Annotated in this window: 10 protein-coding genes, 1 tRNA gene and 1 pseudogene; 6 read left to right on the top strand and 6 right to left on the bottom strand. The window is 36.9% G+C overall.

All coding sequences use genetic code 11. The features are described 5' to 3' along the window. Nucleotides 1–179: 179 nt before the first annotated feature. From ACP6PM_RS00305 to ACP6PM_RS00330, 6 genes are all read right to left on the bottom strand, one after another. Nucleotides 180–1,376 (bottom strand): aminotransferase class V-fold PLP-dependent enzyme, encoded by a 1,197-nt coding sequence (locus ACP6PM_RS00305; RefSeq protein WP_426580773.1) that lies wholly within the window; start codon nt 1,374–1,376, stop codon nt 180–182. Between the two features lie 92 nt (nt 1,377–1,468). After that, a tRNA-Asn gene (locus tag ACP6PM_RS00310) sits at nt 1,469–1,540 on the bottom strand. A 154-nt stretch (nt 1,541–1,694) separates the two neighbouring features. After that, entirely contained in the window at nt 1,695–2,243 is a 549-nt protein-coding gene (locus ACP6PM_RS00315) for an NYN domain-containing protein (protein ID WP_426580775.1), read from the bottom strand. Between the two features lie 527 nt (nt 2,244–2,770). Further along, nucleotides 2,771–3,751 (bottom strand): SDR family NAD(P)-dependent oxidoreductase, encoded by a 981-nt coding sequence (locus ACP6PM_RS00320; protein WP_426580777.1) that lies wholly within the window; start codon nt 3,749–3,751, stop codon nt 2,771–2,773. A gap of 537 nt (nt 3,752–4,288) precedes the next feature. Beyond that, nucleotides 4,289–4,984: an energy-coupling factor ABC transporter ATP-binding protein gene (locus ACP6PM_RS00325; RefSeq protein WP_426580779.1), complete on the bottom strand. Its 696-nt coding sequence runs from the start codon at nt 4,982–4,984 to the stop codon at nt 4,289–4,291. Next, complete coding sequence (locus ACP6PM_RS00330; protein WP_426580781.1) at nt 4,981–5,247, bottom strand: UPF0367 protein family; 267 nt, start codon at nt 5,245–5,247, stop codon at nt 4,981–4,983. The genes ACP6PM_RS00325 and ACP6PM_RS00330 overlap by 4 nt, the downstream gene beginning before the upstream one ends. A 1,308-nt stretch (nt 5,248–6,555) precedes the next feature. Between ACP6PM_RS00330 and psbD the strand changes: the two genes are divergently transcribed. The 6 genes and pseudogenes from psbD to cysK all read left to right on the top strand — a co-directional run bounded on the left by psbD (nt 6,556) and on the right by cysK (nt 16,541). Further along, entirely contained in the window at nt 6,556–7,614 is a 1,059-nt protein-coding gene (gene psbD / locus ACP6PM_RS00335; RefSeq protein ID WP_426580783.1) for a photosystem II D2 protein (photosystem q(a) protein), read from the top strand. A gap of 565 nt (nt 7,615–8,179) precedes the next feature. Then, nucleotides 8,180–8,461, top strand: coding sequence for a 4a-hydroxytetrahydrobiopterin dehydratase (locus ACP6PM_RS00340; RefSeq protein WP_426580785.1), 282 nt, complete (start codon nt 8,180–8,182; stop codon nt 8,459–8,461). A gap of 539 nt (nt 8,462–9,000) precedes the next feature. Further along, nucleotides 9,001–9,881: pseudogene (locus tag ACP6PM_RS00345) on the top strand (IS1 family transposase). Nucleotides 9,882–10,003: 122 nt separating this feature from the next. Further along, entirely contained in the window at nt 10,004–11,635 is a 1,632-nt protein-coding gene (locus tag ACP6PM_RS00350; RefSeq protein WP_426580787.1) for an HD domain-containing phosphohydrolase, read from the top strand. A gap of 519 nt (nt 11,636–12,154) precedes the next feature. After that, a complete protein-coding gene (locus ACP6PM_RS00355) occupies nt 12,155–14,086 on the top strand; it encodes an iron uptake porin (protein WP_426580789.1) in 1,932 nt (643 codons plus the stop codon). 1,492 nt (nt 14,087–15,578) lie between these two features. Next, nucleotides 15,579–16,541 carry a cysteine synthase A gene (gene cysK / locus ACP6PM_RS00360; protein WP_426580791.1) on the top strand — a complete coding sequence of 321 codons (963 nt, stop codon included), beginning with the start codon at nt 15,579–15,581 and terminating at the stop codon, nt 16,539–16,541. The last annotated feature ends 137 nt before the right edge of the window (nt 16,542–16,678 follow it).

Raw genomic sequence — 16,678 nt, forward strand, 5'->3', positions numbered from 1 at the left:
AAACTTTTGATTGATCGGGCTAAATTTTTGGATACATATCAAAATCATCCCTTGAAACTTTTGATTGATCGGGCTAAATTTTTGGATACATATCAAAATCATCCCTTGATAATGCAACACTATAAAATTTATTCATAGTATTACTACAAAGTAGAAACCTTCTAAAAAAATCTAAAATTTTATAACAACTTTACCAAGGCTTCAGCTAAATATTCATATTGGGAAAAACTATTATAAATTTGAGCCGAAATCCGTAAAAGTCGCTTCCTTTTATTAGACCAACGAACTATAGGGATCTCAATTCTAAACTTCTCCCACAAATCATTTTGTAAAGGTGAAATAAAACCACTATAAACCTCATCCCCCCGCTCATCAGGCAATTTCACAACTGTCATTGAACCAATCATTTCATCTGGGCAACAATAAATTTTTATTCCCAACTTTTCCTGCAATAAATGTCTAGCTGCCAATGCCATAGACTTATTTTTTTCCATTAACTCTGACCAACTCCCAGGTAGCAATGAACCCATAAATTTAATTGCTTCTGGTACACATAAATAAGCTGTTGGATCGTCCGTACCTACCCAATCAAATTCTAAGTGAAATCGTGACTTATCTATACGGGTAGAATTAGCACCATGACTAATAGTTAAAGGATGAATATTCTCTTGTTTATCCTTACAAACATACAAAAAACCAGCACCTTTCGGCGCACATAACCATTTATGACAATTTCCTGTGTAATAAGCAGCCCCTATTTCTTCTAAATTAAGTGGAAGCATACCCACTGCATGAGCGCCATCTACTAATGTATCAACACCTCGTTTCGCTAATTCTTTTACCAGTTGTTTGATAGGAAATACAAATGCTGTTGAACTACTAATGTGGTCAAGCAATGCAAGTCTTGTTCTTGGTGAAATGTGTTTGATAACTGCTTCGACTATTTGTTGAGGAGACTCTATAGGAAAAGGTAGGGATGCCACTATAACTTTTGCACCTGTGCGATCGCTAACAAAATTCAGCGCATTGCGACAAGCGTTGTATTCTTGGTCTGTGGTTAGTAACTCATCGGTGGGGGAAAAGTTGAGGGAGCGCAACACTGCATTTACCCCAGTAGTTGCATTTGGAGCAAATGCTAATTGGTCTGATTTTGCACCAACAAACTCTGCTAGTTTCCCTCTAGCTTCATCCAGTAGAGTTTCAAACTCCCGAATAAAAAAATGTACTGGTTCTCTTTCCAACTTTTCCCGCAGTTGGGTCTGAGCTGTCAAGACCTGCAATGGACAAGCTCCAAAAGACCCATGATTGAGAAAAGTCACATTTGGGTCAAGAGACCAATATAGAGGCCATTTATTAGTATGTTCGTACTGAAACATAAATTTATTAATTCTATAATTCTGAGCCTAAGATGTTAGTAGAAAAATAGAACCACTAAATATCTCCACTTCCAGAACCTAAAATTTTTAAACTCCCCGGGCAAGATTCGAACTTGCGACCAATCGGTTAACAGCCGACCGCTCTACCGCTGAGCTACCGAGGAATGAATTTTTTCTCGTTTCCTGACCTACGATTACTTATCTTAACCGGGAGCCAAGATATTTTGCAACCCCTTTTTTATTTTTTATTCTTATATTTTTTATTAGATAATTTTATAACTTAATTATTTACTTTTATAAGAATATATGATATAATACCTATTTTTTTCCCATTCTCAATTCAGCTAGGCGCTTTTGAGATTCTGGATCTAAATAACTGGCCAGAAAACGCCTTGATGCTTTTTTGCTTCGTTGACACCTACTCCGAACACGACTTGCCACACTTTCCACATCATGGGCAAGCTGTTGGGAAGATATCCACTCAGCACCATAACCAACCACAGTCAGCTTTTCATCTCGATCTGAAGTAGCTACGATTAACCTACTTCTAGACAAATGCACCTCCTGGCGAAGATTAGCACAAGCTTTCTCTATATATGTATCCGCTGTCTGACCAAACTCTGTATAATGAACTGATAATTTGTCTGTAATAGTTTCTTTTGCAGTAGGAGTATATTGGTATTGGGAATCAAATACTATCTGAGTATTTAAGTCCTGAGTAGCACTGTAGTTTACCAGAGCCTCTATCAAATCTCTTCTGGCCGTTTCTAAGCCATGACAATTACGAATTTCTCGGATACGAGGCCATAAACCAATTACATTATAGCCATCTACAAGTAAGATAGTTTGTCTTAAAGGACGTGACATGACTCAAGGTGATTATTATTTAGATAATGTTAACAAATACTAAGTTAACATAACTTTTATCTAAACTTCATAGTGATAAGTACCCAATGCCAAATTAATTTAACATATTTGAAAGTCCTATCAGGGTAAAAATCTACTTGTATAGTTTCATAACTATAGCTAAGAAAGAATTGGTTAAGACATAGACTGATGATGAATTTTAGACAGTAAAAATGTTTTTCCAATCTTCCCAGTTCTCTGCTATCTATAGAAGTAAAACCAAATTTATTTTACCGAAAAATTTGGGTTAATAGCCTTCTCTTTCAAGGAGATAAAAAAAAGAATATTCCGTATTTTCAATCCTTCTGATTCAGCAGTCGGTACTGATAAATGAATTGCGAATTTACGACCCAGGAGGCTAACTGATAAATTAAATGACCTATCTACTTAACTTAACCAGCAAATATACTAATCATAAGTAATTTGTAGAAAAAAGCTGTAGGGGTTTAGTTTTCCAAATTATTCTTAATAAGAGTCGAAGAGAGTGATTAAATTTTAGGAGATTGAAGCATTCCCCATTGTAAGATAAACCAAGGAATTTTGAAGTTAGGAATAAGCCAAGCATACTTTCTTAATATAGGGATAGCATTAGGCACTATAAAACGAAGAGAACGTAATGAAACTGGACGTTTACCATGTTCATCAACTATTCTATACTTTTGAGCTAATTCAGCTACAATCTGCACTTTTCCTGTTAAATTTATAGTATTTTGTTGCTCTAATAAAGAAGCAATGACCCTTCCAGTCAACAAAGGTGTTTCCCAATTAAAATTATCCCTGAAAGTAACATCGTGAGGTTGAATCTCATCCTGAGTATTCAAATCTTCAGCAAATTCCAACATATGTTCCGTGCTGACAATTCCTGGCCAAATGGAAACCGATGTGATATTATCAGGTTTTAATTCTACTGCCATGTCTGCTGCCAAACGGTCACAGGCCGATTTTCCCACTCCATAAGCTGCCCCAAAAATATAAGACATTCCTCCCCAAGAAGAAATAGTACAAATTAGTCCTTGTTGACGCTGACTCATTAAACGAGCAGCAAAAACACTTGCGACATAATGGCTACGCAGACCAACATTATTAATAGCATCCCAAAGACTCAGAGTGTGTTTCCAAAATGGCTGGCCATAGGCATTAGCGATCGCTCCTACTCCAGAAAAAACGTTATTTACTAATAAGTCAAGCTGCCCATTTTGTTCACTTTCAATACGTTCAAATAGCAACCTTACCTGCTCATCATCACTATGGTCTACTTGAATAGGAAGACAGACACCACCCACTTTTTCAATCTCTTGTTTGGTTTCTAAAAGTGTTCCAGAAACATTGTCACTAAAAATAGTATTAAGTGAGCGCCCCGTAATATAAACAGTTGCTCCTGCTTCCCCTAAACCAATAGCAATACCCTTACCAATACCTCTGGTTGCTCCAGTGACTAAGGCAACTTTACCCAAAAGATTTTTCGTCATCTCAATCTATCTGAATAATAAGTACCTGTTAAAAATTAATTTAACATTTGTAAGTAGGACGCAGGAATTGACATCCTCCCGACGTTGCGCTGACGCGACAACGCGGGATTCCCTAACATCAGTGATAGGGGCTTTCTGCTGCCTCTTTCAGAGGAGCTGCGCTAACATAGCACCTGCCTCCTAGGCCGAACCTCTTTTCGGTCTTATGGTCGCTCCACAGACTGACACTGCTAGCCCAGCAGCCTAGTTTAATTTAGTATAGCACACTATTGTAAAAACCGCTCTTATTGATTGGTTTTCATCCCGACGCTACCCTGACCGAGAGCGCGGGTCTTCAACCAACGTTGAGATAAAAAATATACTTGTGTAAACCAACAGTGGTGCTAAAAATAATTTTTTCTACCTATTTCACCTGACCATCAAATATAAAATTAATTTGCCTTACCTATCTTAATATTATTTACCCACAATTATCCCCGCCTACTATTCCTAACTTCCTGAAGTTTAAACTTAAAGGCTTAGTCCAGGGGCGATCGCTTAAAATGAATCTTTAATTAAACGTTGTTTCAAAAGTTCAGGACTGCCTTGGTCTACTACTTGGCCTTTATCTAGTAGAAATGCTCCATCAGAATAATCCAACTCATTTAAACGATGAGTAACCCAAAGAGCAGTAATACCACGCTTTTTCACCAAACTTTGAACTTGAGTCACCAAATCTAATTGACTATCTGGATCGAGTAAAGCAGTAGGTTCATCCAAAAGTAATATGTCACAGTTGCGACCAATAGCACCAGCAATAGCAATTCTTTGTTTTTGTCCCCCGCTCAAAGCATATATAGGTCGGCGTTGTAGTTCTAATAAATTTACAGCAGTCAAAGCATCTTCTACCCGATGACGAATTTGAAGTGGAGAAAGTCTCTCTTCAACTAACCCAAAAGCAATATCTGCTCCCACTGTAGGCATCACAAGTTGATGGTCAGGATTTTGAAAAACAAAACCTATTTTCCCTTCAAAATGAATTGTTCCAGACTGAGGAGACAAAAGTTTTGCCAATAATCTTAACAAAGTTGATTTACCACTGCCATTAGTACCCAAGAGCATCCAAAACTCTCCCTTGGGTACTTTTAGAGAACAAGAGCGTAATACTTGGCTGCCATTAGGCCAATTAAAACAAATATCCTCTACTAAAATTGCTGGATGAGTAACTTTAATAGTTTTATCCTTTGGCTTCATTGGGTCAGGGCTACAAAACCAGGTGGTCTTCCAGTAGCAGCAGCACCAGATTTTTGGGAAATTTGAACACCAGAAACTTCACTGATTACTACAGCAATCTTTTTCTCTGGCATTTTCTCACAAGTAAGTTCTAAAACTTGAGGGTTTCCAGAGCTAATAGACTCAACGACTTGTTGATAAACAGCCTCAGCATCCTCAGCGGACTTACGTTGTACTGAGAATGGCACAGGGGTGTACTTCACAATGATGTCAATAGTGAACATTTTTTAATTAGTGAGCTTGAAGGGTAATTTTATCCCATTTTAACTGCATGCAGTATAACGAGAAATTTCCAACCTTGGGTATAGGGCTTCTTGCTTCAAAAGCTGTGTACCTCTCAACATACATTTTTACCACGATATGCCCCATCCTAGGTATTTCTTAAATTAAATTCTATGTTAATTTTACAATATTTTCAACTCGCTATTGATCGTCGCTACAGTTCCGTTGTGGTTTAGGTGGAAGGATGTATGGGATTTACCAAAGAAAAACAAATCTTCCAAACCTATCCTCTAAAGGATAAACAGCGTGAAAAGATTGCCGTCTAGACAGTGTATTAATTTAAGTGGTATTGAATTTTCAGTTTAAATCATCTATAAAATCCGCTTTACTAAACTTACCCAAACTTATTAGCCAGTGAGGGTTTTAGAACTGGATTCTTATTTTTCTGAGGCAATGCTGTACAAACACAGAAGACCACTACACAGTATGTAACTTATCTTCTCCAAAGGCTTAAAATTGGTGGGAACTCTACCTACTGACACAGATAATTTTCCCTTGTTGACCTAAGTTTTCTTATGTAATCCTATTTTCTGTTTATGCCCAAGCTTGAGAATACAATTGATAACTTAGATAAAATCTATCAGCTATTATTAAATTTGAGCCTTACCACTTATCACTTAAACTATCAATTACCTCATTATAACAAATTAGATATCATTTCAATAAAATTACAATTAATATCTAAATTATGTATAGTAAATATTTTTAACTTCTGTAGTTAGCCCCTTGAAATACTCTGATCCTGTCCTTGAGGGAGCCATGCAGGATTCTCAAACCTCATTACTATAGAGTTTCTACTCCTGGCGCACCTGCCTACAAAGCTCTTCTATTTCAAGTATTACAATTTATCTATATAATGAAACTGATTGTACGGCAGCCTTATTCAGGTTAGCATATTTCTCTTAGATAGAAGCACGATCTTGATTGATATTCCTATAAAACACTCCCTTAACCGAGAGCATAAGTCTTCAAACAACTTAACAATAGCACCTAATTTTTAACGAGAGATTGTATAGCAAATTGAGGTTGCCACTTGAAAAATCTAAAATCTAACAAAATAATGTCATAAAAAACTCATTTTTCTGGTTGCCCTGATCGAAAATTACCTTTATAATGAGAATCACGGTAACAAAATTAAACAATGTTTACAAAAATTCTCATATTCTGCTCAAGCAGAACAACATCATAATTAATGATGGTGGAGAAAAAACATTAGCCGTAGTTATCATAATTATTTGGAGAATTCCTTAATGACTGTAGCAGTCGGACGCCCACAATCTCAAAGAGGACCATTTGATGTCCTCGATGACTGGCTCAAACGCGATCGCTTTGTATTCGTTGGCTGGTCTGGTATACTATTGTTTCCATGTGCTTTCCTAGCCATTGGAGCTTGGTTAACTGGGACTACCTTCGTTACTTCTTGGTATACCCACGGATTAGCTAGTTCTTACTTAGAAGGCTGTAACTTCCTAACTGTTGCAGTTAGTAGCCCAGCCGATAGCATGGGACATTCCCTACTATTCCTCTGGGGTCCAGAGGCTCAGTGGGACTTTGCACGTTGGTGTCAAATTGGTGGTCTGTGGTCATTCACGGCTCTACACGGTGCATTTGCTCTGATTGGCTTCTGCTTACGTCAGATTGAAATTGCCCGTTTGGTAGGAATACGTCCTTATAATGCTATTGCATTCACAGGACCAATTGCCGTCTTTGTCAGTGTATTCTTAATGTACCCACTGGGTCAATCAAGCTGGTTCTTTGCACCTAGCTTTGGTGTAGCTGGTATATTCCGATTCATCCTATTTTTACAAGGATTCCATAACTGGACGCTTAACCCATTCCACATGATGGGTGTAGCTGGAATTTTGGGTGGCGCACTCTTGTGTGCGATTCACGGGGCAACAGTGGAAAACACACTGTTCCAAGATAGTGAACAGGCGAATACCTTCCGTGCATTTGAACCTACTCAATCCGAAGAAACATATTCCATGGTGACAGCTAATCGTTTCTGGTCCCAAATCTTCGGAATCGCATTTTCCAACAAACGTTGGCTTCACTTCTTCATGTTATTCGTACCTGTAACAGGATTGTGGATGAGTTCCATAGGTATAGTAGGTTTAGCATTGAACTTACGAGCTTATGACTTTGTATCCCAAGAATTACGGGCAGCCGAAGACCCAGAGTTTGAAACATTTTATACCAAAAATATTTTGCTGAACGAGGGTATCCGAGCTTGGATGGCTCCTGCAGATCAGCCACATAAAAACTTTATATTCCCAGAAGAAGTATTACCTCGTGGTAATGCTCTGTAATATAACCTAATTTATCAACGGATGAGTCTCGTACTTATCCTTGAATAGCTCCTACAGAAATGAGTATGTAGGAGCTATTATTTTTTTTGTGAAAATTAGCCCCTATTCCCTATTGCTAAATGAGTTATTGCCTTTTTTCACAAGCAGGACAAGTCCAAAAATTGATAATTGATTTTTTGCTATTCCCTGAAAAAAAATTAACCAGATAATTGCGTTCTCAAATTTTTGTGCTACTATAGTAAACGTAACATTAAGTAAACAAATAACCGCTCAGGGATAAAAGGAGGTGATGCCTATGCAAGATAGTAGTAAACGCATGGGTCACCTGGTTGGAAAATGCCGGCTGTGTGCTGGGGCTGCTCTCTAGCAGTTAGCCTTTGTTCCCACCCAGGGAACTATGAGGATAAACCTTAACCAGGCTGACCTAGAGTTCCTCCCGGCAGTCAGGTTCCAATCAAAGTGACCCCCTAGACCGCTCTTATCTGAAATTAGTTCTTAGGTATTTACCACAAAACTATTCAAGATAAGAGCGGATAGTTTTTTGAGTAATTTTAGGAATAGTTCAATGAGTGAATTACTAAGTGTAGAAGAAATTAATCAACGTGCTAGTAAATTATCAGACTGGAAATTAGAAGGAAACAAGCTTAAGTGTGTAAAAGAATTTAAAGATTTTGTTGAAGCGATAGGTTTTGTGAATAAATTAGTAGATCCGGCTGAATCATCACAACATCATCCAGACTTAGAAGTTTCTTACAATAAAGTGACAGTTATATTAACAACCCATGATGCTGGTGGCTTAACAGAAAAAGACTTTAACATGGCTCAAATAATATCTAGTTTAGGTTAGTCTAACTTTAACAGCCTAGGGGGAAAGCTCCCAATATCTAAATTTTATACTACAAAAATACAGGTGGAAGACATCATCTAGATTATCAAAAGCCATTATAAAAATATATCAATTCTTAGTATCTCATGTTTTCACCTAAGTGAAAGATCGTAAGTATTTAAAAGTATTTTAAGTAACTGAACTAGACAGTGCAAAGTTCTGGAAATAACTATTGCTAGCTAAGGCTTTCAGGGATCTCAAGATTAGAAACTCTCCATTGAGACCTGTAGGTGCTGTAAGTTTTTTCCAGTAATACTTTCAAGTCTTGAAAGCAAATCATTTTTTAGAAGAACTTTGTACTCTCCAGTAACTGAAAAATTATTTTTTATTACTTATTGCTACGAACGAAATTAATCAGGTGAAAACCAGTGGTATTTTTTTTATTATAGGTTGTTCAATAATTAATAATTAATAATTAACAATTAATAATTATTAGGTAGTGCATCAAGAAAGTGTGGGAATGATAAAATGAATATAGTCCCTAAATTGTGGAAATAATTATGGAATGTCCTCTGTGTGGTCATCATAGACCCCATAAGCACGGAAAAACCAGTAAAGGAACTCAACGATACTATTGTCCCGAATGTGGACAAACTTTCACGCTCTACTTTTGACACTCTATACTATCGTCGGCAAATTGAACCAGAAAAAATGCGCATGGTTCTACAGGCTCATGTTGAGGGCAGTAGCTTGAGAGGAATTAGCCGCACAGTTAACCTAGCTTATAATACAGTAGTTAGTTTGCTCAGAGCAGCTTCTCAAAAAGGGCAAATGATTCATAATGCCCATGTACAAAACATAGAAACCTCACAAATCAGTAGTGACGAATTTTGGTCATTCGTCCAAAAAAACAAAAACATTGTCAGATGAATGAATGGACAGAAGGTGATTGTTGGATTGGGATGACTCAAGCATCCAGAACGTGGATTGATTTTGGCCACTCGTGTCGGCAAACACACTGACCAGTTCATTACAGAATTAATTGCCAACATAGAAGGGAAAAGCAACTGTAAACAGTGGCATACTGATAATTGGGGTGGGTATGAGCGAATTCTCCCTCCAGAAGTAAAGCACATTATTGGCAAAGACCAGACACAGCAGTTAGAGCGAACTAACGGGATTGTCAGGCAGCAGATAGGTAGGTGGCATCGCCGACAGAATAAATTTGGAAAGGTCTCGGCACAGACAGAGATAACAGTGAGGTTAGCGTTGGCGGAGCAAGTGCGGCAGCTATATCGCCTATTTCAATTGGATTTGGGTTCATACTCGCAAAGAAAATACTGCGGCACAAAGAGCTGAGTTGGCGTTGGCGGAGCCTAGCGGCAGCTATATCGCTCCTTGGAGTTGGAACGACCTAATTACTTATCCCACACTTTACTGATGCACTACCAAATATTCTTAGTCTAAAATTACCTTCATCTGAGTACACTTTCATTGCGAAAACAATTATATTAATTAATACTAATATAATTTAAGGTCAAGGCTATTGACTAAGCCTCAACTATGCTTCAGTTAAATATATTTAAGTGGTTGCAGGTACCTACTGAGACTACAGAATTATTGATAGAGCAGTTACTAGACATTGGAGTTGCTTTATCTGACACTCATAATTTGGGTGAACTATTAAATTTAATATTATCCAAAAGTCGAGAGATAACTTGTAGTGATGCGGGTAGTGTTTATTTAGTAGATGAACTAAATAGCACGCAACAGAAGTTATTGTTCAAGGTCGCTCAAAATGATTCTTTATCAGAATTTGCCTTTCAAGAACTAGAATTAGCTATGACATCTGAAAGCTTGGCTGGGTACGTTGCTTTAACAGGTCATACTTTAAATTTACCAGATGTTTACAATCTTTCAGAAGATGTTCCCTATAAGTTTGATAAAAGTTTTGATCATACAACAAGTTATCGCACTTGTTCAGTATTAATTTTACCGATACAAAATCGACATCAGGAAATAATTGGAGTGCTTCAATTAATTAACCGTAAACTTAAATCTGATGTTGTACTGACAAAAAAAAATGCTAAAGAATTAACTCAGCCATACTCAGAATGGGAAGAGAGAATATTAATTTCTTTAGCCTCTCAAGCAGCTATATCTATAGAAAGAAATCATCTACAAGAAAATATAGAAAATTTATTTGAGGGTTTTGTCAAAGCATCAGTACAAGCGATAGAAGCTAGAGATCCTTGTACATCTGGTCATTCAGAGCGAGTAGCAAAATTAACGGTAGCTCTGTGTGAAGAAGTGAATATGATTACTAATGGTCTATTGTCAGGCATATATTTTAGTAGTCAGCAAATTCAGGAAATCCGTTATGCAGCTCTATTACATGATTTCGGTAAAATAGGTGTGCCAGAAGCTATTTTAACAAAACGCAAAAAATTATATGAGCAACAATTAGAGCTGATCCAGCAAAGGTTTTCTGTAGCCCAACGTACTTTGGAAATGGAATCTGCTCAAACTAAGTACAAATACTTGCTTGGACATTTGTCTGACATATCTCAACCACATACTCAAGACAATTGTCTTTTGTGCCAAAAAATAGAAAACTTGGATTTGGAGCTAGAAGCAGCAATTACTCAGCTTAACGACTATTGGCAAACAATACTAAGGGCTAACGAGCCGACAATTATAGCAGAAGAACCACTACAGCAACTACAGCAAATATCACTTTACACCTACAAAGATATAGATGGTCAAATTAAACCTCTGATTACACCAGAGGAAATGGCTCAACTTTTAGTTCCTCGGGGGAATTTGACCCCTGAAGAAAGACAAGCTATGGAAGCTCATGTAACAGATTCCTACGAATTTTTAAAACAGATTCCTTGGACAAAAAATCTACAGAAGATACCAGAAATTGCTTATGGACACCATGAAAAATTGGATGGCAGTGGTTATCCTAGGGGACTAAAAGAAAAGGACATTTCTATTCAAGCTCAAATTATAATTATCGCAGATATATATGATGCTTTAACGGCTGGCGATCGCCCTTATAAAAAAGGCTTACCTGTAGAAGTTGCTCTGAGAATTATGCGTTCTGAAGCAGCCAAGAATAAAATTAATAGCCATTTCTTGGAACTATTTGAACACAGACAAGTCTTTTCGATACTAGGACACAGCAAATAAGGTATACAAATTTCTATCAAATAATAATGTAGATGAAAAATTAATCAGGAGACTCTTGAGAGAATAAACAAAATTTTGGATAAAGGTTGTTGAGAAAAAAAAATTGTGATAGTCTGTCAATCATCTACCTAACTTATTTATATGGACAAGCTGCTGGTTTTGTAATTCTCAGCTTGGGTATACCTAAAACCTAAGATATTAAGGTAAAAATCTAAATTTGTAGTAAAGGTCTATAGAAGATTCTGTTTGTGCTATAAAAAAGTCGAACAAATATCAAAGTTTGTTCTAGGGTTGGAATTATTTTAATATTGCTCGAAGCAAACCTAATTCTGGAAAGAGGAATCTTGACTCTGAGAGAAAATTGGACTACCTGCACAATACTCCATTATTAATACCTCAATTAATATCCAATGGAGATGCAGGACTATCAAGCAATAATTGATTATCCTACCCTATGGGAAATAACTAAATATAAGAGCCAAATAGTCTCTCTGTAATCGGTGTGAGGATGAGGGGAAAATGTCAAAAATATTCTGGAATTGTTTACTTTTTAGTCCAGCAGTCTTGGGAGCAACCCTTGTTGCATCCTCAACCGCTGTGGCGATTGAAAGTCAATCAACTAATACAGTTATTCAGCCTCAAGCTGCAACAACTGAAAATTTATCAACAAATATAATAATAGATACACAAGGAACTGAACTATTAGCTCAAGTTCCTGGAACAAATTCGGCTAATTCCGTTGCAAATACACCAGCAACTACCATACGACAAATCAACCGCTACGGTAGAGAAGGTCGCAATCTTCGTCAACCAGGTCTTCGTAATATTAACAGAATTAATGGTAGAAATCGTAGCAGTAAAAAAGGTCAAGTTACTTCTGTATCTCAACTTTCTGATGTTCAGCCTACAGATTGGGCATTTCAAGCACTACAGTCCTTAGTTGAACGTTATGGATGTATCGTTGGATATCCAGATGGTACTTACAGAGGCAACCGTTCTTTGACCCGTTTTGAATTTGCTGCTGGTGTTAACGCTTGCCTAGATAGAATTACAGAACTTTTACAAGCTGCTCTAGCAGATACAGTAACTAGAGAAGACCTGGCGATTCTGCAAAGGTTACAAGAAGAATTTTCTGCAGAATTAGCAATTCTCCGGGGTCGTGTCGATGCTCTAGAAGCTCGTGCTGCTGAATTGGAGGCTAATCAATTCTCTACAACTACCAAACTTAGAGGTGAGGTAATTTTTGCCCTTGTTGATAACTTTGAAGACGAAGGGCGATATGGAGTATTTAGTGATAATACCCAGGATGAAGACCAAACAGTATTCCAATACAGGGTACGTCTGAATTTCAACACTAGCTTTTCTGGTGAGGACTTATTATTTACCAGGTTACAAGCAGGTAATGCTCAAGCATTTAACCAATGGATAGCCGAGTCAGAGGGACAACAAACCTTTAATATTCTTGACCGTACAGATGATACGCTTCAGCTAGATAAACTATTCTATAAGTTCCCTGTCAGAGATAACATCAGGGTAACTATTGCTGCTAATAAGGTAAGTTGGTACGATTTTGTTCCTACACTGAATCCTTATATGGAAGACTTTGATGGAGGAAGCGGTTCTCTCAGTGCTTTTGGTCAAAGGAACCCAATCTATCGGTTAGGGGGCGGTAAAGGACTGGGAGTTGAGTATGATTTTGGTTGTAAAGACCAATATGCTTGTACCTATAGTCCATTTTCTGTATCTTTTGGTTATTTAGCAGCAGAAGGTGAAGACCCTCGTGAAGGAAAAGGTCTATTTAACGGAGACTATGCTGCACTAGCACAGCTAACATTTACTCCCATCAGAAATTTCCAAGTTGGACTTACCTACAACAAAGGCTATTTTGGACCAGGGAATTTTGGATTTGATGATGGGGCAGCCACAGGTCTAGGTAATAATCAGAGTTTAAATAGTGGGTTTGTGGGAACTGGTATTGCTAACAGTGTGTATGGTCTAAATGCTGGACTCAATGACCGCCGACCAGGTTCAGTCAATATTGCCAAGCCAGTTTCTACTAATGCTTATGGTGTAGAAATGTCTTGGCGAGCTGCTGATTGGGTAACCATTAATGGGTTTGGTATGTATCTTGATGGAAAACTAATTGGCTTAGGTGATTTTGAAATCTGGACTTATGGAGCTACTATTGCTTTCCCAGATTTATTGAAGGAAGGCAGTTTAGGTGGTATTGTTGTAGGTCGGGAACCTTACTTGAATGACTTAGAAGTTCCTAATGGGTTAGCTTCAGGATTGCGAACAGATATGTCATGGCATCTTGAAGCATTCTACAAATATCAAATTACAGATTATATCTCAATTACTCCTGGTGTAACTGTCATTACAAATGCTAACCAAGATGATGATAATGATGAGTTAATTATTGGTACCATCAGAACTACGTTCCAGTTCTAGTGGTTAGATGGAAAAATTAGGGTGGTATTTCCCACCCTATAAATTAAAGAAATAGGACTTACTCACACCGAACCCAGAAATCCAATTTTTGCCTGGATGTGTATTGTTGAAACTAAAGATTTATTGTAGCAACTGGATTTATCTCAACATTCATTTGGAAAAACCAATCAATAAGAACGGTTTTTCAAGTAATGTGCTATACTAAGTATCCTAAAAGCATTAGGTTAGGACTGTCAGTCTGTAGAGTGACTTTAAGAGCAAAAAGAGGTCGTTCTTGGAGGCAGGTGTTATGAAAAAGAAAGCCCCGATCAGTGATGTCAGGTAATTCCTTGTTGTCCCGTAAGCGCAACGTCGCGATAATTTCGATGCCCTAAGTCCTATAAAATTAAAGTTGTTATTTACAATAAGTTGGCACTCACAAGTAAATAAACAGAAATTGAAATAATTTTTAGTTTATTTAGGACTACTATCGCTACAGATAATTATAAAAGTTAGGTGTTTTTGTTGATAAGTTTTATTTACAGCAATTTTCGAGTTTATAAGGTACAAAGTTTTAGAGATTTAGGGTAGGGGATAGGGAAAAGAAATCAATATTAAAGTTTACTTGACAATCCTAAAAAGTGCTATAATTTAAAACTTAAGTCTATAATTAAACATGTTTAACAGTCTGACTAATGTAATTTATTGCTTTTAATTAAAAAATTATAAAATTCCTAATATACAGCTTTTAAATAGTTTTTGAAGTATAGAATTAAATTTTCACCTCGATCTTTAGCAAATCTACTATAATCACTGTACCACACTTACATGGAATAGGCTGTATATTTATTTCTTTTATTTAAAATCAACTTAATAGTTAGGCTAAAATAGATACTTGTAGGAAGATAAAGAAAAAGCAAAAATGTATTAATTGGTAAAAATCAGTACATAATTTATCTATAAACTAAAGCAATCATAACTAAATATTGGTTATCCTATCGCAAAAGTAGAAAAGAACTTAGATGAAGTAATTGTAAATTTTAGGTAGAATGCGAAAAAGTTGAAAGAGTAGACAATAGTCTAGTTAGTTAAGAATCAACTTAAAATCTATGATTAAATCTAAGCATTCAGCTATTAGCAGTCATCTTTTCCTGGGGAATGCTGGAAACAGTAATAAAAGTGAAAAATTGCTTTAAACCAAATTTTTGGGTAATCAAGAGTTGATTCGGAGTACTAATCAATTAGTGCTATATTTACTAATTTGCTTTTACCTAAGCTGTTCCGCATTTATTTTTGAGACACACTTACCATTTAACAAGGGTTTCAGCTAGCAAAATTTAAAGTTTAAATGCACCTCAGCTTATACTTTTAATTAGACCTAAGTCTCTCAATACTTATTTGGACTATCAAGACAATGAAGCTTGTGATTAACGTCTGAATAGTTACGATAAATAACCATTTTCTATCAAGTTATTGGTAGAACCCTAAGCTTAACATTAGTAATAAATATATCATGCGTATTGCTCATAATATTACAGAATTAGTAGGTCACACACCCCTAGTACAACTCAATCGTATTCCTCAAGCAGAAGGTTGTCTAGCAAAAATAGTAGTAAAGCTAGAAGGAATGAACCCAGCTGCTTCAGTCAAAGATCGTATTGGTGTAAATATGATTAATGTGGCGGAGCGCGAAGGTTTAATTACACCGGGTAAAACAACATTGGTTGAACCAACCTCTGGAAATACAGGTATTGCTTTGGCAATGGTGGCTGCTGCTAGGGGTTACAAGCTAATTTTGACCATGCCAGAAACAATGAGTATGGAGCGTCGTGCTATGTTACGCGCTTATGGAGCAGAGTTAGTCTTAACTCCAGGTAGTAAAGGTATGACAGGTGCTATTACCAAAGCACAGGAAATTGTGGATTCAACCCCTAACATATATTATATGTTACAGCAATTTCAGAATCCAGCTAATCCAGAAATTCATAGCAAAACTACAGCACTAGAAATATGGGAAGATACAGATGGTAAAGTAGATATTCTGGTGGCTGGTGTTGGTACTGGTGGAACAGTTACAGGGGTTACAGAGACAATTAAAGCAAGAAAGCCTGAATTTCAAGCGATCGCTGTTGAACCTTATAACAGTCCAGTATTATCTGGTGGAAAACCAGGACCACATAAAATTCAGGGAATTGGGGCAGGTTTCGTGCCAGATGTAATGAATACGGAGATTATTGATGAAATAATCCAAGTTCCTGATAGTGACGCAATTACTTATGGTCGTCGTATAGCAAAAGAAGAGGGAATTCTGTCCGGTATTTCTACAGGAGCTGCTCTTTGTGCAGCTATCCAAGTCGGTAAGCGTCCAGAGAATGAAGGTAAATTAATAGTGATGATTCAGCCTAGTTTTGGGGAGCGTTATTTAAGTACCCCACTTTTTCAAGAACCAGAACAAACTCTGGTTACAGTAAGCTAGCTATCTTAATCAGAGTAATCAGTAGCTATTTAAGCACCTGAATGAAATTATTTACACATCCGAATCATGATTTAATTGAGGTTTCACCCCAATATCAAAATATCAATATATATGTAATTAATTTTGTGTACCTGCTT

The sequence above is a fragment of the Dapis brunnea BLCC-M229 genome, assembly GCF_050015995.1.
Lineage (GTDB): Bacteria > Cyanobacteriota > Cyanobacteriia > Cyanobacteriales > Microcoleaceae > Trichodesmium.